At 67.8% G+C, this 26,399-nt stretch carries 23 protein-coding genes; 9 read left to right on the top strand and 14 right to left on the bottom strand.

The window, feature by feature from the left end; all coding sequences use genetic code 11:
• Positions 1-72 precede the first annotated feature (72 nt).
• Genes MMB92_RS10935 through MMB92_RS10925 form a run of 3 tightly spaced genes read right to left on the bottom strand, consistent with a single transcriptional unit; the run spans position 73 to position 3,732 of the window.
• The gene (locus MMB92_RS10935) at positions 73-1,095 is read right to left on the bottom strand and encodes a histone deacetylase family protein (protein WP_264835440.1); all 1,023 of its coding nucleotides are present in this window, start codon (positions 1,093-1,095) and stop codon (positions 73-75) included.
• Positions 1,096-1,118: 23 nt separating this feature from the next.
• On the bottom strand, positions 1,119-2,390 hold the full coding sequence (locus tag MMB92_RS10930; protein WP_043205807.1) for a Zn-dependent hydrolase: 1,272 nt from the start codon (positions 2,388-2,390) through the stop codon (positions 1,119-1,121).
• Positions 2,391-2,421: 31 nt separating this feature from the next.
• A complete protein-coding gene (locus tag MMB92_RS10925; RefSeq protein ID WP_062884637.1) occupies positions 2,422-3,732 on the bottom strand; it encodes an MFS transporter in 1,311 nt (436 codons plus the stop codon).
• A 190-nt stretch (positions 3,733-3,922) separates the two neighbouring features.
• On the opposite strand from MMB92_RS10925, the gene MMB92_RS10920 reads away from it, so the two are divergent.
• Entirely contained in the window at positions 3,923-4,879 is a 957-nt protein-coding gene (locus MMB92_RS10920) for a LysR family transcriptional regulator (protein WP_077056219.1), read from the top strand.
• 58 nt (positions 4,880-4,937) lie between these two features.
• Here the strand turns inward: MMB92_RS10920 and MMB92_RS10915 are convergent, their stop codons facing one another.
• From MMB92_RS10915 to speB, 4 genes are all read right to left on the bottom strand, one after another.
• A complete protein-coding gene (locus tag MMB92_RS10915) occupies positions 4,938-6,008 on the bottom strand; it encodes a porin (RefSeq protein ID WP_264835441.1) in 1,071 nt (356 codons plus the stop codon).
• Between the two features lie 156 nt (positions 6,009-6,164).
• Positions 6,165-7,595, bottom strand: a complete 1,431-nt coding sequence (locus MMB92_RS10910) for a cytosine permease (RefSeq protein WP_006497643.1) — start codon at positions 7,593-7,595, stop codon at positions 6,165-6,167.
• A 510-nt stretch (positions 7,596-8,105) separates the two neighbouring features.
• Positions 8,106-8,570 carry a GNAT family N-acetyltransferase gene (locus MMB92_RS10905; RefSeq protein ID WP_264835442.1) on the bottom strand — a complete coding sequence of 155 codons (465 nt, stop codon included), beginning with the start codon at positions 8,568-8,570 and terminating at the stop codon, positions 8,106-8,108.
• Complete coding sequence (gene speB / locus MMB92_RS10900) at positions 8,563-9,531, bottom strand: agmatinase (protein WP_277562693.1); 969 nt, start codon at positions 9,529-9,531, stop codon at positions 8,563-8,565. The genes MMB92_RS10905 and speB overlap by 8 nt, the downstream gene beginning before the upstream one ends.
• Positions 9,532-9,659: 128 nt before the next feature.
• Between speB and MMB92_RS10895 the strand changes: the two genes are divergently transcribed.
• Positions 9,660-10,577, top strand: a complete 918-nt coding sequence (locus MMB92_RS10895; protein ID WP_034200780.1) for a LysR family transcriptional regulator — start codon at positions 9,660-9,662, stop codon at positions 10,575-10,577.
• A 27-nt stretch (positions 10,578-10,604) separates the two neighbouring features.
• Here MMB92_RS10895 and MMB92_RS10890 read toward each other — a convergent pair whose 3' ends face one another.
• From MMB92_RS10890 to MMB92_RS10860, 7 genes are all read right to left on the bottom strand, one after another.
• Positions 10,605-11,234: an NAD(P)H-binding protein gene (locus tag MMB92_RS10890; protein WP_006481785.1), complete on the bottom strand. Its 630-nt coding sequence runs from the start codon at positions 11,232-11,234 to the stop codon at positions 10,605-10,607.
• A 316-nt stretch (positions 11,235-11,550) separates the two neighbouring features.
• Entirely contained in the window at positions 11,551-12,942 is a 1,392-nt protein-coding gene (lpdA, locus tag MMB92_RS10885) for a dihydrolipoyl dehydrogenase (protein ID WP_006481751.1), read from the bottom strand.
• 4 nt (positions 12,943-12,946) lie between these two features.
• On the bottom strand, positions 12,947-14,260 hold the full coding sequence (locus MMB92_RS10880; protein ID WP_006497646.1) for a dihydrolipoamide acetyltransferase family protein: 1,314 nt from the start codon (positions 14,258-14,260) through the stop codon (positions 12,947-12,949).
• Position 14,261: 1 nt separating this feature from the next.
• Positions 14,262-15,302, bottom strand: coding sequence for an alpha-ketoacid dehydrogenase subunit beta (locus tag MMB92_RS10875; RefSeq protein ID WP_011545040.1), 1,041 nt, complete (start codon positions 15,300-15,302; stop codon positions 14,262-14,264).
• Positions 15,303-15,304: 2 nt separating this feature from the next.
• Positions 15,305-16,537, bottom strand: a complete 1,233-nt coding sequence (locus MMB92_RS10870) for a 3-methyl-2-oxobutanoate dehydrogenase (2-methylpropanoyl-transferring) subunit alpha (protein ID WP_277562692.1) — start codon at positions 16,535-16,537, stop codon at positions 15,305-15,307.
• A 406-nt stretch (positions 16,538-16,943) separates the two neighbouring features.
• Positions 16,944-17,570 (bottom strand): flavin reductase family protein, encoded by a 627-nt coding sequence (locus tag MMB92_RS10865; protein ID WP_006497648.1) that lies wholly within the window; start codon positions 17,568-17,570, stop codon positions 16,944-16,946.
• 149 nt (positions 17,571-17,719) lie between these two features.
• Positions 17,720-18,619: a LysR family transcriptional regulator gene (locus MMB92_RS10860; protein ID WP_264835443.1), complete on the bottom strand. Its 900-nt coding sequence runs from the start codon at positions 18,617-18,619 to the stop codon at positions 17,720-17,722.
• A gap of 156 nt (positions 18,620-18,775) precedes the next feature.
• On the opposite strand from MMB92_RS10860, the gene MMB92_RS10855 reads away from it, so the two are divergent.
• The 7 genes from MMB92_RS10855 (at position 18,776) to MMB92_RS10825 (ending at position 26,391) form a co-directional block, all read left to right on the top strand.
• Positions 18,776-19,897 carry an alkene reductase gene (locus tag MMB92_RS10855; RefSeq protein WP_062910858.1) on the top strand — a complete coding sequence of 374 codons (1,122 nt, stop codon included), beginning with the start codon at positions 18,776-18,778 and terminating at the stop codon, positions 19,895-19,897.
• A gap of 57 nt (positions 19,898-19,954) precedes the next feature.
• The gene (locus MMB92_RS10850; RefSeq protein ID WP_006497649.1) at positions 19,955-20,383 is read left to right on the top strand and encodes a DoxX family protein; all 429 of its coding nucleotides are present in this window, start codon (positions 19,955-19,957) and stop codon (positions 20,381-20,383) included.
• Between the two features lie 103 nt (positions 20,384-20,486).
• Positions 20,487-21,491, top strand: a complete 1,005-nt coding sequence (locus tag MMB92_RS10845) for a zinc-binding dehydrogenase (RefSeq protein WP_006497650.1) — start codon at positions 20,487-20,489, stop codon at positions 21,489-21,491.
• A 154-nt stretch (positions 21,492-21,645) separates the two neighbouring features.
• Positions 21,646-22,632: an SDR family oxidoreductase gene (locus tag MMB92_RS10840; RefSeq protein WP_059721331.1), complete on the top strand. Its 987-nt coding sequence runs from the start codon at positions 21,646-21,648 to the stop codon at positions 22,630-22,632.
• A 788-nt stretch (positions 22,633-23,420) separates the two neighbouring features.
• Positions 23,421-24,446: a substrate-binding domain-containing protein gene (locus MMB92_RS10835; protein ID WP_006497652.1), complete on the top strand. Its 1,026-nt coding sequence runs from the start codon at positions 23,421-23,423 to the stop codon at positions 24,444-24,446.
• Positions 24,447-24,520: 74 nt separating this feature from the next.
• Complete coding sequence (locus tag MMB92_RS10830) at positions 24,521-25,549, top strand: ABC transporter substrate-binding protein (protein ID WP_006481822.1); 1,029 nt, start codon at positions 24,521-24,523, stop codon at positions 25,547-25,549.
• 17 nt (positions 25,550-25,566) lie between these two features.
• The gene (locus MMB92_RS10825; RefSeq protein ID WP_006481841.1) at positions 25,567-26,391 is read left to right on the top strand and encodes an ABC transporter permease; all 825 of its coding nucleotides are present in this window, start codon (positions 25,567-25,569) and stop codon (positions 26,389-26,391) included.
• The last annotated feature ends 8 nt before the right edge of the window (positions 26,392-26,399 follow it).

Here is a 26,399-nt window from a genome sequence, read left to right as displayed (position 1 = left end):
CGCATGCATTTTTACGGCCGCGCAATGCGGCCGTTGTCATTTTCAGCGTGCAATCCGGTTCCGACGGTTCAGTCAGCGCCCCGCGGCAAACCCGCCGAAAAACGCGCGCGCGTTCGCGTCGAGACTCGCGAGGTGATAACCGCCCTCCTGCACGATCACCGTCGGCAACCCGAGCGCGCCGATCGCACCGCCGAGCCGCCCGAACCCGTCGGTCGTGACCGCCACCTGCGACTGCGGGTCGTCCTTGTAGATGTCGAAGCCGAGCGCGAGCACGAGCGCATCGGGCTGGAACCGGTCGAGCGCGCGCAGCGCGTCGTCGAGCCGCTCGAAGAACGTCGACTCGGGCGCGCCGTGCGGCATCGGCAGGTTGAGGTTGAAGCCGTCGCCGGCGCCCGTCCCCGTCTCTTCCTCGTAACCAGCGACGACCGGGTAGAAGTTGGTCGGGTCGCCGTGGATCGACACGTACAGCACATCGTCGCGGCCGTAGAAAATCTCCTGCACGCCCTGCCCGTGATGCATGTCGGTATCGAGGATCGCGACGCGGCGATGGCGGCCGAGCAGCGCCTGCGCGGCAATCGCCGCGTTGTTCAGGTAGCAGAAGCCGCCCGCCGCGTCGCGGCGCGCATGATGGCCGGGCGGCCGGCACAGCGCATAGGCTTCGCGGGTGCCGTCGTTGACGTCGGCCGCGGCCGCCAGCGCGCCCTGCGCGGACCAGTACGCCGCGCGCCACGTGTTCGCGCCCACCGGGCAACTGCCGTCGGCGAGATAACGCGCGGCTTTCGCGAGCACGCCGCGCAGCGGGTTCGGATCGCGCACGAACACGTTCGACATCACTTCGTCGCCCCAGTCGTCGGGCATCTGCTTCCAGTCGCGGTGCGCGTCCTCGAGAAAGCGCAGGTAGTTCATGTCGTGCACGGCCGCGATCGGCGCGGTGCCGCGGTCGGCCGGCTCGCGCACGTCGAAGTCGAGCGACCGGACGGCCGCGACGAGCCGCGCCGCGCGCTCGGGCACTTCCTGCGGTTCGCGCATCTGGCCGCGCGACAGGTAGCTGCGCGGATGGTGCAGCAGTTGTTCGGGATGGAAATAGGTTTTCATGGGGTCCTCGTCGATTCGCCGGATCAGGCGCCGTGCGCGGCAGCCGCCGCGTCGACGCGCGCCGCGATGCCGGCCCGCGCCAGCACCGCATGGAGCAGCACGTTCGTGCCGCGCGTCACGTCGTCGGGCAACGCATCCTCGGCTTCGTTGTGCGACAGGCCGTCGACGCACGGAATGAACACCATCGCGGTCGGGAAGCGGCGTGCGAGCAGGATCGCGTCGTGGCCGGCGCCGCTCACGATCCGTTCGTGCGTGTAGCCGAATGCGGCCGCCGCCTGCGCGACCAGCCCGACGCAAGCGCGGTCGAACGGCGTCGCCGGGCTGCGCCAGCAGGTCTCGACCGCCACCTGCACGCCGCGCGCGGCGGCGACGCGTGCGCAGGCGTCGCGCAGGTCGCGCTCCATCGCATCGACTTCCGCATCGTCGTGATGACGCAGGTCGACCGTGAACGTCAGGTCGCCGGCAATCGTGTTGCGCGACGCGTTGCGGATGCCGACCTGCCCGATCGTCGCGAGCCCGCGCGGCGCATAAGCGGCGACGATCCGTTCGAGTTCGAGCGCGATCTGCGCGCTCGCGAAATACGCGTCCTTGCGATACGGCATCGGCGTCGTGCCCGCGTGCGCGGCCACGCCCGTCACCGTCACGTCGAGCCAGCGGATCGCCTGGCCGCCCGTGACGATGCCGATCGTCGTGCCGTTCGCCTCGAGCACGGGCCCCTGTTCGATATGCGCCTCGAAATACGCGTCGACCGCACCGCCCGTCGCACGCGTGCCGCGATAGCCGCACGCGTCGAGCGCCGCGCCGAGCGTGACGCCGTCGGCGTCCTGCTTCGCGAGCGCGTCGTCGAGCGGCAACGCGCCCGTGAACACCGCCGAGCCGAGCATCGCGGGCGCGAAGCGCGCGCCTTCCTCGTTGGTCCACGACACGATCTCGAGCGGCTTGTCGGTCGCGATGCCGGCGTCGTTCAGCGTGCGCACGAGTTCGAGCGCGGCGAGCACGCCATAGACGCCGTCGAAGCGGCCGCCTTCGGGCTGCGTGTCGAGATGGCTGCCGATCAGCACCGGCGCGGCGTGCGCATCGGCGCCGTCACGCCGGGCGAACAGGTTGCCGACCGTGTCGACGCTCACCGTCATCCCCGCGTCGCGGCACCATTGCGCGAACAGGTCGCGCCCGCGCCGGTCGTCATCGGTGAGGGCAAGACGCCGCACGCCGCCGCGCGGCGTCGCGCCGACGCGCGCCATGTCGGCCAGGCTCTGCCACAGGCGGGCGCCGTCGATTTCCAGCAGATCGTTCATATGCATTCCGGATCAATTCGTTCGTTGAGGGTCAATGCGAGCCGAGCGCTTCGGCGGCAGCCGGCTGCGCGGCGCGGCGCGCATCGAGCGCGACGATGCAGAGCAGCGAAATGCCGGCGAGACACGTGTAGAACACCGCGAGCGGCCACCACTGGCCCGCGAAGCGATGCGCGAGCCACGTGCCGACGAGCGGCGTCAGGCCACCCGCGATCGCGCCGCAGATCTGATAGGCGAGCGAGATCGCCGAATAACGCACGTGCGCGGGAAACACGTCGCTGACGAAGCCCGCGATCACCGAATAGAAGCCCGCCATGCACACCACGGCGAGCGCGATGCCGGCGATCAGCGACGCGGACGTGCCGCCCTGCACGAGCATGAACATCGGATACGGCGACAGCATCGCGAGCAGCGCCGCGAGCTTGAGGAAGCGCGCGCCGCCGATACGCTCGGCGATCCAGGCCGCGAGCGGCTGCGCGAAGAACTGGATGATCGCGACCGCGAACAGGCTGTCGAGGATCAGCGAACGCGAGACGCCGACGTACTGCGTCGTGTACGCGATCATGAACGTGTTCGTGAAATAGACGCCCGCGATGCCGATCGTGTTCGCGCCGATGCAGAGCAGCACGAGCCCCGACGCGGAACGGAACACTTCCGCGACCGGCAGCTTCACCGTGCGGTTGGCTTCCTTCACCCGCGCGAATTCCGGCGACTCGTTCACGCCGAGCCGGATCAGGATGCCGACCACGAGCAGCACCGAACTCGCGAGAAACGGCAGGCGCCAGCCCCATGCGAGGAAATCGGCCTTGTCCATCGACGTGACCGCGCGGAACGCGATCAACGACAGGATCAACCCGGCCGGGCTGCCGAGCTGCGCGAACGACGCGAAAAACGTGCGGCGCCCCTGAGGCGCATGCTCGCCCGCCATCAGCACCGCGCCGCCCCATTCGCCGCCGACCGCGATCCCCTGCACGACGCGCAGCGCGACGAGCAACACCGGCGCGAGGATGCCGACCTTCGAATAATCGGGCAGCAGCCCGACGCACACGGTCGCGACGCCCATCATCATCAGCGTCGTCATCAGCGCCTTCTTGCGGCCGATGCGGTCGCCGAGATGGCCGAAGATCACGCCGCCGAGCGGACGCGCGAAGAAACCGACCGCGAACGTCGCGAACGACGCCATCGTGCTGACGAAGCGGTCATGCGACGGGAAATACAGTTCGCCGAACACGAGCGCGGCGGCGGTCGCGTAGATGTAGAAGTCGTACCACTCGATCATCGTGCCGATGAACGCGGCCGTCGCGGCGCGTCCCGGCTGGCGGGCGGAAGGAAGGGACTGGGTCATGCGGGCTCCTGACGCGCGCCGCGGCGGGGCGGCGCGCAATATCGTGATGACGGCCGTCTGTCGCGGCCTCGCGCCGCACGCTGCGGCGCCCCTCCTTTATCGGTGACCGCAAATCATTAGTCAAATTTCAAGTTATTATTCGCCGTATAAATTCAACTAATGCCTTACCCGCCGCCCGTCCGGAGACCCGATGCGCCCCGACCTCGCCCCGTTCCTGAACGACCGTCTCGACTGGAACCTGCTGCGCACTTACCTGGTGATCATGCAGGAGCGCAGCGTGAGCCGCGCGGCCGCCCGCCTGCACGTCACGCAGCCGGCCGTGAGCCAGGCGTTGCGGCGGCTCGAGGAGACGCTCGAGCGCCGGCTGATCGAGCGGCGCGGCGCGCACTTCGCGCCGACGCCGGCGGGCGAGGCCGTGTACCGGATCGCGAGCGACATCTACGGCGGCATCTCGCGCCTCGAAACCGAAATCGACGACAGCACGGCCGATCTGACCGGTTCGATCCGGCTGCTGACGGTGAGCCGCATCGAATCGCCCGTCTACGACGAGTTCCTCGCGGATTTCCATCGCGCGTATCCGCGTATCGACCTGCAGATCGAGGTGATGCGTTCGTCGGACATCCTGTCGTCGCTGCTGCAGAAGACGGCCACGGCCGGGCTCGGCCTGTGCCGCACGCCGCACGACAAGCTGGAAATGCGCTGCTTCCTGCGCCAGCGCTATGCGATCTACTGCGGCCGCCATCACCGGTTGTTCGGGCAGACGCAGTTACGGATGGACGACCTGCTCGCGGAGAATTTCGTGTCGTTCACGAGCGACCAGATCGGCGACAGCCTGTCGCCACTCACCGTGTTCCGCGACCAGAAGGGTTTCACGGGGCGCATCGTCGCGTCGTCGCCGAGCCTGGAGGAAGTGCGGCGGCTGATCTTCGCGGGCTACGGGATCGGCTGCCTGCCCGAGCACATCGTGCGCGACGACATCGCGCAGCAACGGCTGTGGCTGCTGCCGCCCGACGACGGGCTCGTCGACGTCGACGTGTTCCTGCTGTGGCATCGCGACCGCAAGATGAATGCGGCCGAGCACGCGTTTCTCGACGCGATGGAGCGCTGCATGCAGCGCTACTCGCTCGCGGAGCGGCTCGGCAAATGACGGCGCGGGTGCGCCCGGTGCACGCGCCGGGCACACGCGGCCCGGCGCGTTGCGTGCGTCAGAAGCGATGCACGATGCCGAGTTGCACGCCGCGCGCATTCGCGCCCGGGTACGCGAGCGGCAGGCCGGGGTTCGCCGCACCGGCGAGCGTGTAGCCGGCCTGGTTGCGGTTGCGCAGGTACGACAGCGCGCCGTAGAAGCTCGTGCGCTTCGACAGGTCGTATTCGTACATCAGCCCGAGCTGGTCCGCATGATTGCCTTGCGACGACTGGTCGTGCAGGTACGCATAACCGAGCGCGATGATGTTGGCAGGATTGAACTGATACTTGACCGACACTCCGTATACGCGCGAATCGATCCCGAGGTCGGCCCACTTCACCGCGGAAAAACCGCCATACACGGTGGCCTTGCCGATCGCGTACGACGCGCCGGCCATGATCGTGCGATCGGTCGTGGTGGCCGCGGCGTTCTTCAACCACTGCCCCGCGACGAATGCGCCGAACGGGCCGTGTTCGTAGGTCAGGTCGAACTGCCGGCTGGAGCCGGCCGAGCGCACGCCGCCCGCCTCGCCGAACCCGACGTACAGCCCGCCCTGGAAACCGGCGATCTCCGGGCTCTGGTACGACAGCGTATTGCTCGTGCGGAAGGCGAACACGGTCAGGTTGTCCATGCCGGACGCCTGCGTGACGCCGCCGAACGCATCCTGCCCGCCCTGGTCGTTGAACAGCGGCGAGTTCTGCCGGCCCGCGCGCACCTTGCCCCACTGCCCCGCGATGCCGACCCACGCCTGCCGGTTGAACATCGTGCCGGCACTCGCGAGCGAGCCGTCGTTCGGGTTGAAGCCGTTTTCCAGCGCGAACTCGATCTTCTGCCCGCCGCCGATATCCTCGCCGCCCTTCAAGCCGAACCGGCTGCCCCACTGCCCGCCCGAGTCGATCGCCGCCGTATAGCCGTTGCCCGTATTCACGACCTGCGCGAACTCGTCGATCACGCCATACAGCGTGACGCCATCCTGCGCGAGCGAAGCACCCGAAGCCGCGAGGCAGGCGACCGCCACCGTGAAACGAAGACCGGCGTGCGCCGGCCGCGCACGGCAACCGCTGCCGTGCGCTTCATTTTTCTTAGTCATACTATTCAATAGGTCGAGATTGAAGCGATGCCGGACGCGGCGTGATGCCGCTCCGGTATCGCGGGATACGGAATCGTGTTGACGGAGCCGGCGCAGGCCGCGCCCGGCTCGGCGCTCAGGCCGGCGGCTTGCCGGCCCGATGCGCGAGACGTGTGGTCAGTGGTGAACTTCGCCGCGTTCGAGCGGCAGGATCAGGCGTTCCGGAATGCTGCGTCGCGACGCGCGGGCACCGACGTAATACAGCACGGCCGGCACGACGAGGCCGAGAATCCACGAGATGTCGGTGCCGCCGAGCGCATCGACGAGCGGCCCGGTGTAGATGTGCGTCGACATGAACGGCAGTTGCACCAGGATGCCGACCACGTAGATCGTGATGGCCATCACGTTCCAGCGGCCATAGCGGCCGTCCGGATCGGACAGCGCCGGCACGTCGTAGCGCGAACGCGTGAAGCAGTAGTAATCGACCAGGTTGATCGCGCTCCACGGCGTGAAGAACGCGAGCAGGAACAGGATGAACGCGGTGAATTCCTTCAGGAACGAATGACGGCCCGCGAGCGCGATCAGCGTCGACACGCAGATCATCCCGAAGATGTACACGAGGCGGCTCTTCGACGATACCGCGCCCTTGCCGCGAAAGCCGCTGACGATCGTCGCCATCGACATGAAGCTGCCGTACGCGTTGAGCGCCGTCACCGTCACCTTGCCGAACGCGATGCTGAAATACAGGAGCGCGGCCACGGCGCCCGTCGAACCCAGGCCGACGATGTACGACACCTCATGGTGCGCGAACTGGCTGCCGGCCAACGCGGCCGCGAACACGCCGAACACCATCGCCGCCTGTGCGCCGATCACCGAGCCGAGGCCGACCGCGACAAACGTCGCGACCGACGACGTCGAGCGCGGCAGGTAGCGCGAATAGTCGGCCACGTACGGGCCGAACGCGATCTGCCACGACGCGGACAGCGACATCGCGAGCAGGAAGCTCGCCAGCGAGAAATGCCGGTTCGCGAGCAGCGCGCCGATGTCGTGGTTCGCGAACAACTGCGCGAACATGTAGACGAACGCGACGATGCCGATCACGCTCGCGATCCGGCCGACGAAATGGATCGCGCGATAGCCGAACACGGTCAGCACGACGATCACGGCAGCGAACAGCAGGATGCCGGCCGCGTCGTCGACGTGCAGCAGTTGCGCGACGGCCTGCCCGGCCAGCACCGAGCCGCTGGCGGAAAAGCCGATGTACATCAGGCACACCAGCACGATCGGGATCATCGCGCCGTACACGCCGAACTGCACGCGGCTCGAGATCATCTGCGGCAACCCGAGCTGCGGCCCCTGCGCGCCGTGCAGCGCCATCACCGCGCCGCCGACGAACTGGCCGAGCAGCAGCGCGACCAGCGACCAGAACACGTCGCCGCCGAGCACGACCGCGAGCGCGCCCGTGACGATGGCGGTGATCTGCATGTTGGCCGACAGCCACAGCGTGAACTGGCTCAGCAGGCCGCCGTGGCGCTCGGCGTCGGGAATGAAGTCGATCGAGCGTACCTCGATCAGTCCGCCGGCTTTTCCACTGGAATTCGTTGACACGGGTCAATCTCCAAAATACTCAGGACCACACATGGTTTGAACGGGACAGGAAGCTGCGAGCCGCCCTTTCGGCTCTGCGGGTGCGGGGCGCCGTGGATCGCCGGCATGCGCCACGCACGCACGGTCTGCACGCTGGCGCGCAACCGGCACGACGCGTGCCGACATTGCCAGCGGATGATCTTGTATATACAACTTGCGGGATATCGGTGATTACCCGGTATCGATCGACTTTCGAAATTGTCCGAGCAATCGCGGTACACCCGCGCAGTATTGCCGCAAGACGGATGTCGGAAAAATGAAAGCCCGATCGGCGAAAGTCGCCGATCGGGCGTAGACGTCATGCGTCGGCGGAGGGAGCCCGGCCGGTATGCGCGGCCTCGATGTCGACACGCAGCGTCACGACGTCGCGTCGTCGCGTCGTCGGCGCGTATGCTGCAGTGCCCGCGTGCCTGGTCTGGCCAGGCAGTCGTCCGGACCGGGCAGACGCCGAGATCCGAACCACACATGCGATCAACCGCGCTGCCCGACCTGAAACGTGAGAATCTCGTCCCCCGCGTCGTCCAGTTCCCCGGTCGGTATCCAGCCGAGATGGCGATAAAACCCGTACGAACGCGATGCGGGATCGGTCGAGCAGCCGAGAAACAGCGACGTGAAGCCGTTCGCCGCGAAATCGTCGATCACGCGCCGCAGCAGCCGCTTGCCGATCCCCGCTCCTTCATACTCGGGCAGCATCGCGAGCACGACGATCTCGCCGGAACCGGTGTCGCCGAAGCAGTAGCCGACCATGCGTCCATGCACGCAGCAGACATGGCCCGAGAGCAGGCCGTCGCGGATACCGTCGTCCCAGCTTTCGACGGTGATGCCGAGCGCGCGCAACTGCGCTTCGGTGAACGCGTTCTCGCGTGTGCGCGCCCGCAGCGCGATGCATTCGGCCGCGTCGCCGGGAACGGCCTTGCGCCAGGTGAGGTCATCCATCGATCGACGCTTCCTTTTTCTGCCGCCGGCGCGACGCATACAGGCAGATCAGTTCCAGCGCGATCGTCGCACCGGCCAGCGACGTGATTTCCGCATGATCGTACGGCGGCGACACTTCGACCACGTCCATGCCGACCAGGTTGATGCCGTCGAGGTGGCGCAGGATCTCGAACGCCTGATGGCTCGACAGGCCGCCCGAGACCGGCGTCCCGGTGCCCGGCGCGAACGCCGGATCGAGACAGTCGATATCGAACGTCAGGTACACCGGGTGATCGCCGACGCGCTCGCGAATGCGCGCGGCGACCGCGGCGGGCGTCGACCCATGCACGTGGCGCGCATTCTGGATGTCGAAGCCCATCGGATCGTCGTTGGTCGTGCGAATGCCGATCTGGGCGGATCGTTCGGGCACGACCCACCCTTCCCGCGCCGCGTGATAGAACATCGTCCCGTGATCGATGCGCTTCACGTCGCGGTCGGGCCACGTGTCGGTATGCGCGTCGAAATGCACGAGCGACAGCGGCCCGTGCACCTTCGCATGCGCCTTGAGCAGCGGATACGTGATGAAGTGATCGCCGCCGAGCGTCAGCATCGCGCAGCCGCGCGCGAGGATCGCATCGGCATGCCGCTCGATCGCGCCCGGCACCGCTTCGGGCTGCCCGAGATCGAACGCGCAATCGCCGTAGTCGACCGCGGCCAGCACGTCGAACGGATCGAACGACCACGGCCACGGGCGCTCCCACGCGATGCCCGTCGACGCGATCCGCAACCCGCGCGGGCCGAACCGCGTGCCGGGCCGGTGCGAGGCGGCGGAATCGAACGGCACGCCGGTGATCGCGAGATCGACGCCGTCGAGATCACGGCTGAAACGCCGGCGCATGAAGCTCGTCGCGCCCGCGAAACTGGGTTCGGCCTGGGTGCCGTAGAGGCTGTCGCGCGTGAACGCGAAATCGTTCTGGCTCATCGTCGGATTCCTGTCTGAAGGGGACACGGTCGCACGGCCGGCGACCTCGTGCCCGATTCTGCCGTCGCCGCACGCAACGAAAAATATGAACTAACATAAGCCAACTTCACAAACTGCGATATATCGCCATGCTGACCCGACTCAGAGACATGGATGTGCAGTTGCTGCGGCTCTTTCTGACGATCGTCGAAAGCGGCGGCTTCAGCGCCGCGCAGGGCACGCTCGGCATGGCGCCGTCGACGATCAGCACGCACATGGCCAAGCTTGAGACGCGGCTCGGATTCCGGCTGTGCGATCGCGGCAAAAGCGGCTTCCGGTTGACGCCGAAGGGGGAACGCGTGCTGCAGTCGACGCGCCGCCTCCTGCACGCGATGGACGTGTTCACGCGCGACACGCAGCACGTATCGGGCACGTTGCTTGGCGAATTGCGCATCGGCCTGTCCGAGCGGCTCTCGCCGGACGTCGTCGAGTCGATCGCGGCGGCCGTCGGCCGCTTTCGCGAGCGCGCGCCGGACGTGCTGATCGAAATGATCGCGGTGCCGCCCGACGAGCTGGAGCGCCGGCTGCTGAAAGGCGAACTGCAACTCGCGATCGGCTATTTCTCCGGCCATCAGGCCGGCCTGCACTACGCGCCGCTGTTCGTCGAGCACCAGTCGCTGCATTGCGGCGCCCGCCATCCGTTGTTCGCGAAGAAAACCGTGTCGGTCAACGACATCGCACGCGCGAGCAACGTCGCGCGGCTCTACAAGACGAATACGTCGGGGGCGGCGCTGCGCAATGCGCAGCCGACCGCGTTTTCGGAAAACGTCGATGCCGACGTGATCTTCATCCTGTCGGGCGCGCACGTCGGCTTCCTGCCCGACCACGTCGCGGCGCCGTGGGTCGCCGCCGGGAAGATGCGCCGGCTGCTGGCGAGCAAGCTGAGCCACACGGTCGAGTTCCAGCTCGCGACGCCGCGGAATTCCGACGGCAGCGAAGCGCTGGAGGCGTTCACGGCAGCGCTCGCCGAGCAGTTCGGCGCGCTCGACGCGAACGCGGACGAATAGCCTGGCGGGCGCGCCGCCCGCGCGGCGTCAGACGAGCTGGTCGGACGCGACGACCTGCACACCCGGCCGTGCGTCGATCGCCGCGTCGAGCATCGCACGCGCAATCCGCGACGCGGGATTCACGCGCCATTTCGCCGGCAGCACCGGCCCGACGGCGCTCAGCGCGAACACGAACAGCCGCTCGCCGAACCGGAACTCGTCGCGGCTGCCGCCGATCAGGCCCGGTCGCACGTACGTGAGCGAATCGAAGCCGACACCGGCGAGCGCCTGTTCGACCTCGCCCTTCACACGGTTGTAGAAGATGCGCGACGCAGCGTCCGCGCCGAGGGCGGAATTCAGCACGTAGGTCGGCGTGCCGTGCCGGTGCGCGCGCCGCGCGACCGCGAGCGGATAGTCGTGATCGACGCGCCGAAAGGCCGCCCGCGAGCCGGCCGCCCGCATCGTGGTGCCGAGCGTGCAGATCACGGCGTCCGCGCGCCACCAGTCGGCCGCATCGGGCAACTGGTCGAAATCGACTTCCAGCGCACGCATCTTCGGATGCGGCGACAACGGCCGGCGCGCGAGGACGATCACCTGATCGACCCGCGCATCGGCCAGCGCGACGTCGAGGACGTGGCGCCCGACGAGCCCGGTCGCGCCGACGAGCAGCAGTTTCATGTCCGGTTCTTCCGTATGGAGCCTGCGTTGGCGGGCCCGAGGCGGCCCGGTTTCCGGCTATCGACATGATCGCCGGCCAACGCGGCGCCGACAACCCTCCGCTCGTCTCGAAAAATTACGGCCTTGTCAGGTGGGTTCCGGGCGATTCGATGCACGGCCCGGCCGCGCCATGCCGTCGCGCCCGTTCCGCACGAGCATGCGGAACGTCGGCATTGCATCATTCCGGATCGAATGAAACGACATGACGTACCTCCGCCGCCGCAAGCGCCGCCGATGCGCGCATCCCGCACCGGCGGCGCCCTGTCGGGCTCGCACGTCAGACATGCAGCGCGTGTCCGAGCGCGCGCAACGCCGCTTCCTGAAGCGCTTCGCCGAGCGTCGGATGCGCGTGGATCGTGCCGCCGATGTCTTCCAGCCGCGCGCCCATCTCCAGCGACTGCGAGAACGCCGCGGCCAGCTCCGACACGCCGCGCCCGACCGCCTGCCAGCCGACGATCAGGTGATTGTCGCGCCGCGCGACGACGCGCACGAATCCGTCGGTCGCCTGCAACGTCATCGCGCGACCGTTCGCCGCGAACGGGAACGATGCGCTCAGACAATCGACGCCGGCCGCATGTGCATCGTCCGGCGACCAGCCGGCCGTCACGATCTCGGGATCGGTGAAGCACACGGCCGGAATCGCCGCGGGCATGAACTGGCGGCGCCGGCCGGCGATCAGCTCGGCCACCATCTCGCCCTGCGCCATCGCGCGATGCGCGAGCATCGGCTCGCCCGCGACGTCGCCGATCGCCCAGACGTTGCGCATCGAGGTCCGGCATGTGTCGTCGATCCGCAGCGCGCGGCCGTTGCGATCGAGCATCAGCGTCTCGAGCCCGAAGCCGTCGACGCGCGGCCGGCGGCCGACGGCAACCAGCACGCGATCGGCCGGCAGCGTCTGCTCGGCGCCGTCGGCCGCCTGCACGCGCACCGCGCCATGCTTGTCGAGCCCGAGCACTTTGTGGCCGAGCCACAGCCGCACGCCGAGCCGCGCCAGCGAATCGGCAACCGGCCGCACGAGTTCGGCATCGTACGCAGGCAACACGCGCTCGGCCGCTTCGACGACGCTGACGTCGACGCCGAGCTTGCGATAGACGATCCCGAGTTCGAGCCCGATATACCCGGCCCCGACGACGACCAGCCGCTTCGGCAGCGTCGCGGGCGACAGCGCGTCGGTGGACGACACGACGTGCCCGCCGAACGGCATCGACGGCAATTCGACCGGTTCGGAACCGGTCGCGAGCAACAGGTGTTCGCAACCGATCCGCACCGCGTGGCCGGCGCTGACGACTTCGACGGTCTTGCCGTCGATCACGCGCGCTTCGCCGTGCAGCACGCGCACGCCGCTCTTCTTGAGCAGTGCGCCGACGCCGCGCGTCAGCCGGTCGACGATGCCGTCCTTCCACGCGACGCTTTTCGCGATGTCGATCTCGGGCGCGCGCACGCGGATCCCGAGCGCGCCTTCGCCGGCATGGCCGCACGCCTGTTCGAATGCGTCGGCCACATGGATCAACGCCTTCGAAGGAATGCAGCCGATGTTCAGGCAGGTGCCGCCGAGCCGGTCGCGTTCGACGAGCACGGTCGGAATGCCGAGCTGGCCGGCGCGGATCGCGGCGACGTAGCCGCCCGGGCCGCCGCCGATGACGAGCAGTGTGGTGTGTTCGTTCTTCATCGGCTCACTCCACGAACAGCAGTGCCGGGCGTTCGAGCACCGCGCGCACGGCCTGGATGAATTCGGCCGCATCCGCGCCGTCGACGACGCGATGATCGAACGACGACGACAGGTTCATCATCTTGCGCGCGACGATCGCGCCGTCGCGAATCATCGGCCGCTCGACGATCCGGTTGACGCCGACGATGCCCACCTCCGGATGATTGATCACCGGCGTCGACACGATGCCGCCGAGCGCGCCGAGGCTCGAGATCGTGATCGTCGACCCGCTCAGCTCGTCGCGCTGCGCCCGGTTCGCGCGCACCGCGTCGGCAAGCCGCGCGATTTCCGCCGAGATCGACCACACGTCACGCGCTTCCGCATGACGCAGCACGGGCACCGTGAGGCCGCCGTCCGTCTGCGTCGCGACGCCCATGTGCACCGCGCCGTAGCGCGTGACGACGCCCGCTTCGTCGTCGAACCGCGCGTTGATCTGCGGGAAGTCGCGCAGCGCGATCACCATCGCGCGGATCAGCAGCGGCAGCGGCGTGAGCTTGCCGCGCGTGTCGCCGTGGCGGCGGTTCAGCTCCGTGCGCAACGATTCGAGCTCGGTGACGTCGATTTCCTCGACGTAGCTGAAGTGCGGGATGCGGCGCTTCGCTTCCTGCATCTTGCGCGCGATCGCGCGCCGCAAGCCGATCACCGGCACTTCGGTTTCGTCGTGGCGTTCGTCGTAGCCGCGCGGTTGTGCCCCGTGCGCCGAGCCGCCGCCGGTGCGCGCATATGCATCGAGATCCGCATGCAGGATCCGCCCGGCTTCACCGGTGCCGCGCACGTAGCGCAGCTCGATACCCATGTCCCACGCACGCTGACGCACGGCCGGCGACGCGAGCGGCCGTTCGCCCGGTGCCAGCGCCACGCGCGGCTGCGCGACCGGTTCCTCGCGGCGCGGTTTCGCCGGTGCACGAGGCGCCGCCGGCTGCGCAGACGACTCGGCCGATGCGTCGGCTACCGGTTTCGACGGTGCCGCCACCGCGACCGGTGCGGTTTCTACCTTTGTTTCCCGCACCGGTGCCCCGGCCTTCAGGTTGCCGTCGCCTTCGACTTCCAGCCGAATCAGCTCGCTGCCGACCGCCATCATCTCGCCGATCCGGCCGCCCAGCTCGATCACCTTGCCCGTCACCGGCGACGGAATCTCGACCGCCGCCTTGTCGGTCATCACGTCGGCGAGCGGCTGGTCTTCCTTGATCGTCTGCCCGACTTCCACATGCCAGGCCACCAGCTCGACCTCGGCGATCCCTTCGCCGATATCCGGCATCTTGATGACATGAATCCCCATCTCACGCCTCCATCACGCGTCGCAACGCTTCACCGACCCGGGTCGGCCCCGGAAAATACGCCCATTCCTGTGCATGCGGATACGGCGTGTCCCAGCCCGTCGTGCGCTCGACCGGCGCCTCGAGGTGGTAGAAGCAGTGTTCCTGGACCAGCGACACGAGCTCCGCGCCATAGCCGCAGGTGCGCGTCGCCTCGTGCACCACGACGCAGCGCCCGGTCTTGCGCACCGACGCGACGATCGTGTCGAGGTCGAGCGGCCACAGCGTGCGCAGGTCGATCACTTCCGCGTCGATGCCGGTCTCCTCGGCGGCGGCGAGCGATACGTGCACCGTCGTGCCGTACGTGAGCACCGTCACGTCGTTGCCGGGCCGCACGACGGCGGCCGTATCGAGCGGCACCGTGTAGTAGCCTTCGGGCACCGCGCTCGCCGGATGCTTGAGCCACGACGTGACGGGCCGTTCGTGATGGCCGTCGAACGGGCCGTTGTACAGCCGTTTCGGTTCGAGGAAGATCACCGGATCGTCGTTCTCGATCGACGCGATCAGCAGCCCTTTCGCGTCGTACGGATTCGACGGCATCACGGTGCGCAGCCCGCACACCTGCGTGAACATCGCCTCCGGGCTCTGGCTGTGCGTCTGCCCGCCGTAGATCCCGCCGCCGCACGGCATCCGGATCGTCATCGGCGCGGTGAACTGGCCGGCCGAGCGGTAGCGCAGCCGCGCGCCTTCCGACACGATCTGGTCGGATGCCGGATAGAAATAGTCGGCGAACTGGATTTCGCAGACGGGGCGCAAGCCGTACGCGCCCATCCCGACCGCCGCGCCGACGATCCCGCCTTCCGAGATCGGCGCATCGAACACGCGCGACTTGCCGTACTTGTTCTGCAGTCCTTCGGTACAGCGGAACACGCCGCCGAAATAGCCGACGTCCTGCCCGAACACGACCACGTCGCTGTCGCGCCCGAGCATCACGTCCATCGCGGAGCGCAACGCCTGGATCATCGTCATCGGCTGCGTCGCCGTCCCTGTCTCGTGTTGCGCCATGATCACGCTCCCAGTTCCTGGCGCTGACGGCGCAGGTGCGCGGGCAGTTCCTTGTACACGTCGTCGAACATCGAGGCCGGCGACGGAATCCGGTCGTCGGCGAGCGTCCCATACTTCTCCGCTTCCTTCTGCGCGGCGATCACCTCGGCCTCGAGCTCGGCCGTCAACACGTCGTGCGCGCTGTCCGACCAGATGCCCTTCACGATCAGGTGGCGCTTGAAGCGCTCGATCGGATCGCCGAGCGGGAAATGCGACCAGTCGTCGCTCGGCCGGTACTTGGTCGGATCGTCCGACGTCGAATGCGCGCCCGCGCGGTAGGTCACCCACTCGATCAGCGTCGGGCCGAGATTGCGGCGTGCGCGTTCGGCCGCCCAGCTCGACGCCGCGTAGATCGCGAGGAAGTCGTTGCCGTCGACGCGCAGCGATGCGATCCCGCAGCCGACGCCGCGCCCGGCGAAGGTCGTGCCCTCGCCGCCCGCGATCGCCTGGAACGTCGAGATCGCCCACTGGTTGTTGACGACGTTCAGCACGACCGGCGCGCGGTACACGTGCGCGAACGTGAGCGCGGTGTGGAAATCGGCTTCGGCCGTCGCGCCGTCGCCGATCCACGCGGACGCGATCTTCGTGTCGCCCTTGATCGCCGACGCCATCGCCCAGCCGACCGCCTGGATGAACTGCGTCGCGAGGTTGCCGGAAATCGAGAAGAAGCCGGCTTCGCGGTCCGAGTACATCACCGGGAGCTGGCGGCCCTTCAGCGGATCGCCTTCGTTCGACATCAGCTGGCAGATCATCCGCTCGAGCGGCACGTCGCGCGCGATCAGGATGCTCTGCTGTCGGTAGGTCGGAAAGCACATGTCGCCGTCGCGCAGCGCCATCGCGTGCGCGGTGCCGATCGCCTCTTCGCCGAGGCTCAACATGTAGAAGGAGATTTTCTTCTGGCGCTGCGCGATCATCATGCGCGCGTCGAAAATGCGGGTCTTGAGCATCGCGCGCAGCCCGGCGATGAGTCGCGCATCGTCGAGATCGGGCGCCCACGGGCCAACGGCCTTGCCGTTGTCGTCGAGCACGCGCACGAGGCTGCGGGCGAGATCGGCGGTGTCCGCCGCGGCAACGTCGATCGGCGGGCGGCGAACGGCGCCGGCCGGCGATAGATGCAGATAGGAAAAGTCCGTCTTGCAGCCCGGGCGCCCGGTGGGCTCCGGCACATGCAGACGCAATGGCTCTGACAGGCTCATCGTGTCGTCTCCACGCTCGATTGTGTCTCACGCTGTTTGGGAACGCGCGGGCCGGTTGCCGGCCTGCGCGCGAGCTGACGCGCGGATAAGCACGTCAACCTTGGAAATTTATGCCTGGCAGCGACGGGCGTCGATGCCCAAGCCGCTCGTTCGTGGTGAGCAGATTTGCCATGGCGGAGGGAGGCGGCGTGTGAGTGCGGCGCACGGTGGCGGCGCGGGAGAGGTCTGCTGCGGTGCGGGGTCGCCGAGCCAGCGGCGATCGGGCATCGGGGGACGGACGAACGGCGCGCCCGCTTCCTCTGAGGGTACGAAGCAAAAGACCCCGCGAAATCCTCGATCTCCGCGGGGTCTTTTCGGATTCGGGCGCTTCCGCGCCGATTGCCGGCTTACTGCGGCGCGCGATCGATCATGCGTCGGGCCGGAAGATGTCGAAGCGGCTGTCGGGCGTCACGTGCGCATAGGCCGACGGGCCACCCGCACGAAGAATGATGCCCGCGCCGAACGTGTCGAACACGCCGTCCTTCAGCAGGTCATGGCGGATATGGACCGCGACGACCTCGCCCAGCACCAGCGTGGCCGGCGTCTCGACGCCGCGATGATCGCGCAGCCGGATCACGTCGGTCACCTTGCATTCGAAGTTCACGCCGCTTTCCGCGACGCGCGGCACGTCGACGAGGCGCGACGGCACGGCGGTCAGGCCGCCGAGTTCGAATTCGTTCACGTCGTACGGCACGGCGGCGCAGGTCTGGTTCATCCGCTCGGCGAGATCGCGCGTCGCGAGGTTCCACACGAACTCGCCGGTTTCCTGCACGTTGCGCAGGCTGTCCTTCGCGGCGGTGCTCGAAAAGCCGATGATCGGCGGGCGATAGTTGAACGCGTTGAAGAAGCTGTACGGCGCGAGGTTCAGCGTGCCGTCGCTGCCGCGGGATGAAATCCAGCCGATCGGGCGCGGGCCGATGATCGCGTTCAACGGATCGTGCGGCAGGCCGTGGCCTTGCGACGGTTCGTAATAGTGGTGGGTCGAGTCGGTCATGACGGATGGTCTTGCGAGAGGCGAACGATGACGGAAGCGGTCGGCAGCACGCGTTTGCCGGGGGCGACGAAGGTGTCCGCTGCGACGTGCGTGCCAGTATCACATGGCGCCGTTTTCGGCGCAGTGAAGCGCAGAGACGGTGCAGCGCTTCAGGCCTCCAGTTCGCCCGGACGCGTCAGATGGTCGATCAGCCACTGCGTCGCGGGCCCGCTCGCGCGATCGGCCCGCCGGATCAACGACATGCCGTATCGAAACACATCGCGATCCGACAAGCGCACGACGGCCAGTCGGCCTTGCCGCAGATCGTCCTCGATCAAATGCATCGGCATCGATCCCCAGCCGAGCCCTTCGAGCAACAGTCGATGCTTCGCGCCGAGGTCCGCGGTCCTCCATGTGCGCGTCGCATACACGCCGAACGACTGCCCTTCGGTCAGTTTGCTTCGGTCGGTCAGCACGAGCTGCGTATATTCGCGCGCGTCGGACAGCGGCACACGCCCGCGGCGCTGCGCGAGCGGATGCGTGGGCGCGGCGACGGTGACCAGTTCGATCGCGCCCATGGACGTCGCATCGATCACGTCCGGCCAGTTTTGCACGGGCCCGCTGATACCGAGCGCGCAGCCGCCGTCGACCACCAGCTTCATCACCCCGCCGAGCGCTTCGATGGTCAGGTTGAGCGCGACCGTGGGAAATTCGTCGGCGAACGCACGCAGCCCCTCGACGAGTCTGGCCAGCGGAAACATCACGTCCACCGCCAGCGACAGCTCGGCTTCCACCCCGCCGCGCAGCCCGGCGGTTTTCGCCAGCAACTGGCCCGTCAGCATGTCGAGCCGCCGTGCGTCGGCCAGGACGATTTCGCCGGCCGCCGTCAGCGTCGGCCGCCGTTTGCCCCGTTCGAAAAGCGGCACGCCCAGCAACGACTCCAGATTGGCGATCGCGTAGCTGACGACGGATTGCGCGCGCTCGAGCCGCCGTGCCGCGCCGGAAAAGCTGCCGGATTCGACCACCGCGATGAACGCGCGCAGTTGCTCCAGATTGGGGCTTCGCTCCATGATCCATCAAGAAAATCGATTTTAACGATCCATTTTAGACGATTGTTTCGATCACGGCATTCTCCTAAATTCGTGCTCAGCAGCGTTCGACGCGTGCACGCCGGGCATCCCGGCACGCGCGTCGACGACCCATGAACACGACAGGAAAATGGAATCATGACGATCGACCACGCTTCACCCGACCGGGCGGCATCGACCCGCGCCACGTTGTTCGACCCGCTCGAATTCGGCGGGATCACGCTCGGCAACCGCATCGTGATGGCGCCGATGACGCGCAGCCGGGCCGGCGCCGGCGATGCACCGGGCGCGATCAACGCCGCCTACTACGCCCAACGCGCGTCGGCTGGCTTGATCGTCACGGAGGGCACGCAGATCTCGCCGCTCGGCAAGGGCTATCCGTTCACGCCGGGGATCTACAGCGATGCGCAAATCGACGGCTGGAAACGCGTGACCGATGCCGTGCATCGCGCAGGCGGCCGGATTTTCGTCCAACTCGCGCACGTCGGCCGCATCGGCCATCCCGATCTGCAGCCTGACGGCGCGCTGCCCGTCGCGCCGTCGGCCATTCAGCCTGACGGGCAGGCATTCACGCCGGACGGGCCGAAGCCGCACCCCGTGCCGCGCGCACTCGACACCGATGAAATCCCCGGCATCGTCGAGCAATACGCACATGCGGCGCAGGCCGCGTTGCAGGCCGGTTTCGACGGTGTCGAGATTCACGCGGGGAACGGCTATCTGCTCGATCAGTTCCTGCGCGACGGTACCAACCGGCGCACCGACCCGTACGGCGGGGAGATCGACAACCGGATCCGGCTGCCGCTCGACGTCGTGCGGGCGGTCGGACGCGTCGTGAGTCCCGCGCGCGTGGGCGTCCGCATTTCGCCGGTCACGCCGCATTTCGGCGGCATCGCGGACAGCCAGCCGCAGGCGCTGTTCGAGCGGTTCGCCGACCGGCTGACCGGGCTCGCCACCTATCTTCACGTCGTCGAAGGCATTCCGCAGGTCGCGGCCGATCAGGCGCCGCCGTTCGACTACCGCGCATTGCGCCGTGCCTTCGGCGGGTTCTACATCGCGAACGGCGGCTACACGAAAGCACGCGCGCAACAGGCACTCGCCGACGGCCATGCCGACCTCGTGTCGTTTGGCTACCCGTTCATCGCGAACCCCGATTTCGTCACGCGCATTCGACACGATCGCCCGCTCGCGCACGCGGACATGTCCACCGCTTACGGCGGCGGTGAAGCCGGCTACACCGACTACCCGACGCTCGACGCGTAAGCAGACCGTCACCCGGCCGGCTCGACCGCCCGCCCACTCATTCATTATGGATTCCCAATGATCAATTCGATCAACCGCGCACTTTACAAAACGACCGTGCAGACGCCCGTCGTCAACCTCGTGCTGTCCGTCCTCGTGCGCCTCCTCATCGCCGGCGTGTATCTCGGCGCCGGGATCAGCAAGATCTTCAACTATGCGGGTACCCAGCAGTACATGGAACACATGGGCGTATCGGGCGCGCTGCTTCCGCTCGTGATCGTCGTCGAGATCGCCGGCGGCCTGGCGTTGATCACCGGTTTCATGACGCGGCTCGCGGCGCTCGGGCTCGCGATCTTCTCGATCATCGCCGCGGTGATCTTCCACGGCGGCGGCGACCAGACGCAGCAGACGTTCTTCATGATGAACCTGTCGATGGCAGGCGGCCTGCTCGCGCTGTTCCTGCATGGCGCCGGCCGTCTCGCGCTCGACCGCGCGCAACCGGACTGATCCGTCACGTCTGCGGCAACACCCCCACTTGCGCGGCCGCATCGCGTCCGCGCTTCATTCATCCCCCCGGGGCGAACGCCCCCTTTTCAAGCGAGATGTTTCCATGAGCAGCATGCATGCCATCCAGATCGAGCGGGTCGGCGATCCTTCCGTCCTGCGTCCCGTCGTGATCGAGCGTCCGACGCCTGCCGCGGACGAGGTCCTCGTCCGCGTCACGCGCGTCGGGCTGAATTTCGCGGAAACGCTGCAACGCGCCGGCACCTATCCGGGCCCGGCGCTGACGCTGCCCGCGGTGCCCGGCTCGGAAGTCGTCGGCACCGTCGCCGCGGTGGGCGCGAACGTCCGCGACATCCGGATCGGCGCACGCGTCGCGGCGCCGCTGTTCGGCGCGATGCGCGCGACCGGCGGCTACGCCGAATACGTGACGCTCGGCGCCGCGCTGATTACCGCGATTCCCGACGAAGTCTCCGACGACGATGCGGTCGCCGTGATGCTGCAGGGGCTGGTGGCCCGCGTGCTGCTGCGCGAGACGCCGGTGGCCGCACGCACGGTCGCGATCACCGCCGCGGCCGGCGGTGTCGGGTCGATGCTGATCCAGCTGGCGAGACTCGACGGAGCACGCTCGATCACGGGCCTCGCCGGCGCGCCGGCCAAACTGCATGCGGTGCGAACGCTGGGCGCCGATCGGGCCATCAGCTATCGCGACGCGCACTGGGCCGATCAATTGAGCGATGCCACCGGCCGGGAGGGCCCGGACGTCGTGTTCGATTCGATCGGCGGGACGGTCGCGCGCACATTGGTATCGGGCCTTGCGATATACGGCCGGTTCGTCAGCTACGGTGCCGCGAGCGGTCAACTCCTGACGGTCGACGACGCGCTGATGAATGCGTTGATCTTCGGCTGCCGATCGGTGTCCGGCTTCGCGCTGCACGCGTTCCTCAACGACGACGTCGTGCGCCGGACACTCGGCGAACTGTTCGGACTGCTCGCGACCGGCAAGCTGAAGCCGCTGATCGGCGGCAGCTACGGATTCGACGCGATTGCCGACGCGCATCACGCGCTCGAAACCGGCCAGACGACCGGCAAGCTGATCCTGCGCGTCGAATGAGCGCGATGTACCGGCGCGTGACGGCACCGTCGTCGCGCGCCGACGATTTCGCCGGCCGTACGGCGATCATCCACTTTCGCGCGGACGGCACGGAACGCGACGCGCGATTTCGCTCACGGAGCATCTGTTGAAAGACGACGATAACGAAGCAGGCATGCGCGTGTCGCGCCGACATGTCATCGGCAATCTTGGCGCACTGGCCGCGATGTCCGCACTCGGCCCGTCCACCGCGCATGCCGTCGACGCGCCGCCCGCCGCGCAGGGCCTGACGAATCCGGTCGATCTGTACCCGAAGCCGCCGTTCCCGCATCAGGTCCAGGCGCCGCCGGGACTCGCGAGCCGGATGCAGCCGCGCCCTGACCACGGCGAGCAAAGCTATCGCGGCCGTGGCCGGCTCGTCGGCCGCAAGGCGCTCGTCACCGGCGGCGACTCCGGCATCGGCCGGGCAGCGGCCATCGCGTTCGCACGCGAAGGGGCGGATGTCGCGATCGGCTACCTGCCTGTGGAGGAATCCGACGCGCGGGAAGTCGTTGCGCTGATCCGGGCAGCGGGACGCCAAGCCGTCGCGCTGCCGGGCGACATCCGCGACGAAACGTTCTGCCAGCGACTGGTCGCACGCGCGGCGGAAGCACTCGGCGGCCTCGACATTCTCGTCAACAACGCCGCCCGACAACAGGCGCTCGATTCGATCGGCGAGATGACGACCGAGCACTTCGATGCGACGGTCAAGACCAATCTTTACGGGATGTTCTGGATCACGAAGGCGGCGATCCCGCATCTTCCGCCCGGCGCGTCGATCATCAACACCACGTCGGTCCAGGCGGTCAGGGCGAGCGCCAACCTGCTCGACTATGCGACGACGAAAGCCGGCATCATCGCGTTCACGCGATCGCTCGCGAAACAGCTCGGGCCGCGCGGCATTCGCGTCAATGCGGTCGCGCCCGGCCCTTACTGGACGCCGCTGCAATCGAGCGGCGGTCAGCCACCGGAGACGGTCGTCAACTATGCGGCGGGCTCGCCGTACGGCAGGCCCGGGCAACCGGCGGAAATCGCCCCGCTGTATGTCGCGCTCGCGGCGTCGGAAACGAGCTATGCGAACGGGCAGGTCTGGGGCGCGGACGGCGGGCTGGGGATTTTCTGACACGCGACAAGCGGCGACATTCTGCACGTCCCGGCGAGCGGCGCACCCCTGCGTCGATGGCGACGCCGGACCAATAAAAAACCCGCGAGCGCTGTATTTCTCGCGGGTTTTTCACACCTTCATCGAATCGAATCGCATCAACGCAATCGATGGTGCCGGGGACCGGACTCGAACCGGCAAGCCAGTTAAGGCGGCGGATTTTCGTCACACTGCTTCTTTCAAAGCCGGCGTCGCGTGCGCGAACCGTTCGTGCGCTGGACTATGCCTTCACCGTCGCGCGCGGGCGTGACCGCTGCCCGTGCGCCTTAGGCGCCCCCCGTCTAGTCTCTACACCTTCCTCGCGGATGCCGCGAGGCTTGGCTCGGCGTTGCCTCGATGCGCACATCAGGGGTTTCGCCGAATTTGAAGGGTTCTGCACCGACCGTTTCCGACCGGGCACTCAATCGTTTAAGTCCGCTATGTTTACCAATTTCATCACCCCGGCAAGAGGGCGGACGCGATTCTACCATTGCTTGCGCATGCGTTCCCTCATTCCGCCGCGCCGCATCGCGACACCGCTCATCGTCGCATTGCGCCTACCCGCGCATTCGACACCGATACGACACGGCCGACGATTTCGTCCCGCGCCGCAACATCCCCCGATACAATCGACCGCGCGTCGTCCGACGGCCCCAACCGTCTGACGTTTGTGTCGTGCTTGTCGCGAAACAAGCGTCGCATGCGTCATCGCGAAGTCACAAACGTTTTCGATAATTCCCCGGCCGAAAACGTTTACATCGCGTTATTTCATGACCTCGACCATCAAGGACGTCGCTGCCCTCGCGGGCTTCTCGATCGCCACCGTCTCGCGTGCGATCAACGCGCCGCATACCGTCAGCCCCGCCACGCTGCAGACGATCCGCACCGCGATCGATACGCTGCAGTTCCGCCCGAGCCCGCTCGGCCGGCAACTGCGCGGCGAGCGCACGCGGCTCGTCGGCGTCGTCGTGCCGACGCTGTCGAACCCGGTGTTCGCCGACTGCCTGCAAGGCATCGACGCGCTCGCGACCGCGGCCGGTTTCAAGCTGATCCTGATGACGACCGAATACGACGCGGCGCGCGAGCGTCATGCGATCGAGACGCTGCGCGAGCAGCGCGTCGAAGGGCTGATCCTCACCGTCGCCGATGCAGACACACACCCGCTGCTCGACATGCTCGACCGCGACGGCTCGCACTACGTGCTGATGCACAACGACACGCAGCGCCGTCCGTCGGTGTCGGTCGACAACCGCCGCGCCGCGTACGACGGCGTGCAGTTGCTGACCGCGCGCGGCCATCGCCGCGTGCTGATGCTGGCCGGTTCGCTCGCCGCGTCGGATCGCGCCCGCCAGCGCCATCTCGGTTATGCGCAGGCACTCGAGGAAAGCGGCGTGGCCACGCTGCCGCCCGTCGAAGTCGACTTCAACGCGCCCGAGTTGCCCGATGCGGTGCTCGCGCATCTCACCGCGCACGCCACGCGGCCGACCGCCCTGTTCTGCAGCAACGACCTGCTCGCGATGGTCGTGATGCGCGGCCTGCGCCGCGCGGGCTTCTCGATCCCCGACGACCTGTCGGTGCTCGGCTTCGACGGCATCGCGATCGGCGAGTTGCTCGCGCCGCCGCTCGCGAGCGTCGCGACGCCGAACCGCGACATCGGCCGCCACGCATGGCAGCGTCTCGTCGAATCCATCGGCGGCGCGGCGATCGAGCGCACGTCGATGATCCTGCCGCACGCGGTGCGCGACGGTGCGACGATCGCACCGCCGGCCACCGAGCTGCAACTGCGCAAGGCGTGATCGCAGAACGCACGCGTCACGCCCGCCGATCACCCCGCTACCCCAGCGCTACCCCACTCGTCCGGAGACCCACCGTGTCCTTTCGCCTGACCTCGCTGCTGCGCGCGCTCGCCGCGCCGCTCGCCGTTGCCGCGCTCGTCGCCGGCGCCCCCGCGGCCCACGCCGACGAAACGGCGATCTGCTACAACTGCCCGCCCGAATGGGCCGACTGGGCCGCGCAGATCGCGGCGATCAAGCAGAAGACCGGCATCCGCGTGCCGTTCGACAACAAGAACTCCGGCCAGTCGATCGCGCAGCTGATCGCCGAGCAGAAAAGCCCGGTGGCCGACGTCGTCTACCTCGGCGTGTCGTCGGCGTTCCAGGCGAAGGACAAGGGCGTGATCGCGCCGTACAAGCCCGCGCACTGGAACGACATTCCCGCGAACCTGAAGGACCCGCAAGGCTACTGGTTCGCGATCCACTCGGGCACGCTCGGCTTCTTCGTGAACAAGGACGCACTGGACGGCAAGCCGGTGCCGCGCTCGTGGGCCGATCTGCTGAAGCCCGAATACAAGGGCATGGTCGGCTATCTCGATCCGTCGAGCGCGTTCGTCGGCTACGCGGGCGCGGTCGCCGTCAACCAGGCGCTCGGCGGCAGTCTCGACAACTTCAAGCCGGCGCTCGACTGGTTCCGCAAGCTGAAGGCGAACGCGCCGATCGTGCCGAAGCAGACGGCCTATGCGCGCGTGCTGTCCGGCGAGATTCCGATCCTGCTCGACTACGACTTCGACGCGTATCGCGCGAAATACAAGGACAACGCGAACGTCGAGTTCGTGATTCCGAAGGAAGGCACGATCGCGGTGCCGTACGTGATGAGCCTCGTGAAGGGTGCGCCGCACGATGCGAACGGCAAGAAGGTGCTCGATTTCGTGCTGTCCGACGAAGGCCAGAAGCTGTGGGCCAACGCGTACCTGCGTCCGGTGCGCGCACAGACGCTCGGCGCCGACGTCGCCGCGAAGTTCCTGCCGGCGAGCGAATACGCGCGGGCGAAGTCGGTCGACTTCGGCAAGATGGCGGCCGGGCAGCAGGCGTTCGGCCAGCAATACCTGCAGGTGATGCAGTAAGCGGCCGGCCCCACGTCATGCTCGACCTGACTTTTCCGCTGCGCTGGCGCGTCGCGCTCGTCGCGCCGGCGCTGGCGGTATTCGTCGCGTTCTGGCTGTTGCCGATGGCGTCGCTCGTGCAAGTGTCCGCCGACGGCGCGTTCTTCTCGCACTATGCGGCGCTGCTCGGCAATGCCCGCTACATGAAGAGCCTCGGCGAGACGGTCGCGCTGTCCGCGGGCGTCACGCTCGCGACGCTCGCGCTGTCGACGATCTCGGGCCTGCTGCTCGCGCGCCGCGAATTCGCCGGCAAGCGCGTGCTGCTCGCGCTGCTCACGTTTCCGCTCGCGTTCCCGGGTGTCGTCGTCGGCTTCATGGTGATCATGCTCGCCGGGCGCCAGGGGCTGATCGGCATGCTGTCGGCGAAGCTCACCGGCGACAAGTGGGTCTTCGCGTATTCGGTGGCGGGCCTGTTCATCGGCTACCTGTACTTCTCGATCCCGCGCGTGATCGTCACCGTGATCGCGGCCGCGTCGAAGCTCGACGCGTCGCTCGAGGAAGCCGCGCGTTCGCTCGGCGCGTCGCCGTGGCGCATCTTCGTCGACATCGTGCTGCCGGCGCTCGCGCCGGGCCTGATCGCGGCCGGCGCGATCTGCTTCGCGACCGCGATGGGCGCGTTCGGCACGGCGTTTACGCTCGCCACCGACCTGAACGTGTTGCCGATGACGATCTATACCGAATTCACGCTGAACGCGAACATCGCGACGGCGGCCGGGCTGTCGATCGTGCTCGGCATCGTCACCTGGGCCGTGCTCGCGCTCGCGCGGCGCTTCACCGGCCATACCGCCGCCGCCGCGGCCTGAGGATTTCC

Origin of the sequence: Burkholderia sp. IO2 (genome assembly GCF_029522185.1) — a bacterium.
Lineage (GTDB): Bacteria > Pseudomonadota > Gammaproteobacteria > Burkholderiales > Burkholderiaceae > Burkholderia > Burkholderia cenocepacia.
The sequence above is the reverse complement of the archived record's forward strand: the minus strand, read 5'-3'. Positions and strand labels throughout refer to the sequence as shown.

Coding starts and splice junctions, on each gene's coding strand:
- MMB92_RS10935 (WP_264835440.1), bottom strand. CDS start 1,095: ATGAAAACCTATTTCCATCCCGAACAACTGCTGCACCATCCGCGCAGC.
- MMB92_RS10930 (WP_043205807.1), bottom strand. CDS start 2,390: ATGAACGATCTGCTGGAAATCGACGGCGCCCGCCTGTGGCAGAGCCTG.
- MMB92_RS10925 (WP_062884637.1), bottom strand. CDS start 3,732: ATGACCCAGTCCCTTCCTTCCGCCCGCCAGCCGGGACGCGCCGCGACG.
- MMB92_RS10920 (WP_077056219.1), top strand. CDS start 3,923: ATGCGCCCCGACCTCGCCCCGTTCCTGAACGACCGTCTCGACTGGAAC.
- MMB92_RS10915 (WP_264835441.1), bottom strand. CDS start 6,008: ATGACTAAGAAAAATGAAGCGCACGGCAGCGGTTGCCGTGCGCGGCCG.
- MMB92_RS10905 (WP_264835442.1), bottom strand. CDS start 8,570: ATGGATGACCTCACCTGGCGCAAGGCCGTTCCCGGCGACGCGGCCGAA.
- speB (WP_277562693.1), bottom strand. CDS start 9,531: ATGAGCCAGAACGATTTCGCGTTCACGCGCGACAGCCTCTACGGCACC.
- MMB92_RS10895 (WP_034200780.1), top strand. CDS start 9,660: ATGCTGACCCGACTCAGAGACATGGATGTGCAGTTGCTGCGGCTCTTT.
- MMB92_RS10890 (WP_006481785.1), bottom strand. CDS start 11,234: ATGAAACTGCTGCTCGTCGGCGCGACCGGGCTCGTCGGGCGCCACGTC.
- lpdA (WP_006481751.1), bottom strand. CDS start 12,942: ATGAAGAACGAACACACCACACTGCTCGTCATCGGCGGCGGCCCGGGC.
- MMB92_RS10880 (WP_006497646.1), bottom strand. CDS start 14,260: ATGGGGATTCATGTCATCAAGATGCCGGATATCGGCGAAGGGATCGCC.
- MMB92_RS10875 (WP_011545040.1), bottom strand. CDS start 15,302: ATGGCGCAACACGAGACAGGGACGGCGACGCAGCCGATGACGATGATC.
- MMB92_RS10870 (WP_277562692.1), bottom strand. CDS start 16,537: ATGAGCCTGTCAGAGCCATTGCGTCTGCATGTGCCGGAGCCCACCGGG.
- MMB92_RS10865 (WP_006497648.1), bottom strand. CDS start 17,570: ATGACCGACTCGACCCACCACTATTACGAACCGTCGCAAGGCCACGGC.
- MMB92_RS10860 (WP_264835443.1), bottom strand. CDS start 18,619: ATGGAGCGAAGCCCCAATCTGGAGCAACTGCGCGCGTTCATCGCGGTG.
- MMB92_RS10855 (WP_062910858.1), top strand. CDS start 18,776: ATGACGATCGACCACGCTTCACCCGACCGGGCGGCATCGACCCGCGCC.
- MMB92_RS10850 (WP_006497649.1), top strand. CDS start 19,955: ATGATCAATTCGATCAACCGCGCACTTTACAAAACGACCGTGCAGACG.
- MMB92_RS10845 (WP_006497650.1), top strand. CDS start 20,487: ATGAGCAGCATGCATGCCATCCAGATCGAGCGGGTCGGCGATCCTTCC.
- MMB92_RS10840 (WP_059721331.1), top strand. CDS start 21,646: ATGCGCGTGTCGCGCCGACATGTCATCGGCAATCTTGGCGCACTGGCC.
- MMB92_RS10835 (WP_006497652.1), top strand. CDS start 23,421: ATGACCTCGACCATCAAGGACGTCGCTGCCCTCGCGGGCTTCTCGATC.
- MMB92_RS10825 (WP_006481841.1), top strand. CDS start 25,567: ATGCTCGACCTGACTTTTCCGCTGCGCTGGCGCGTCGCGCTCGTCGCG.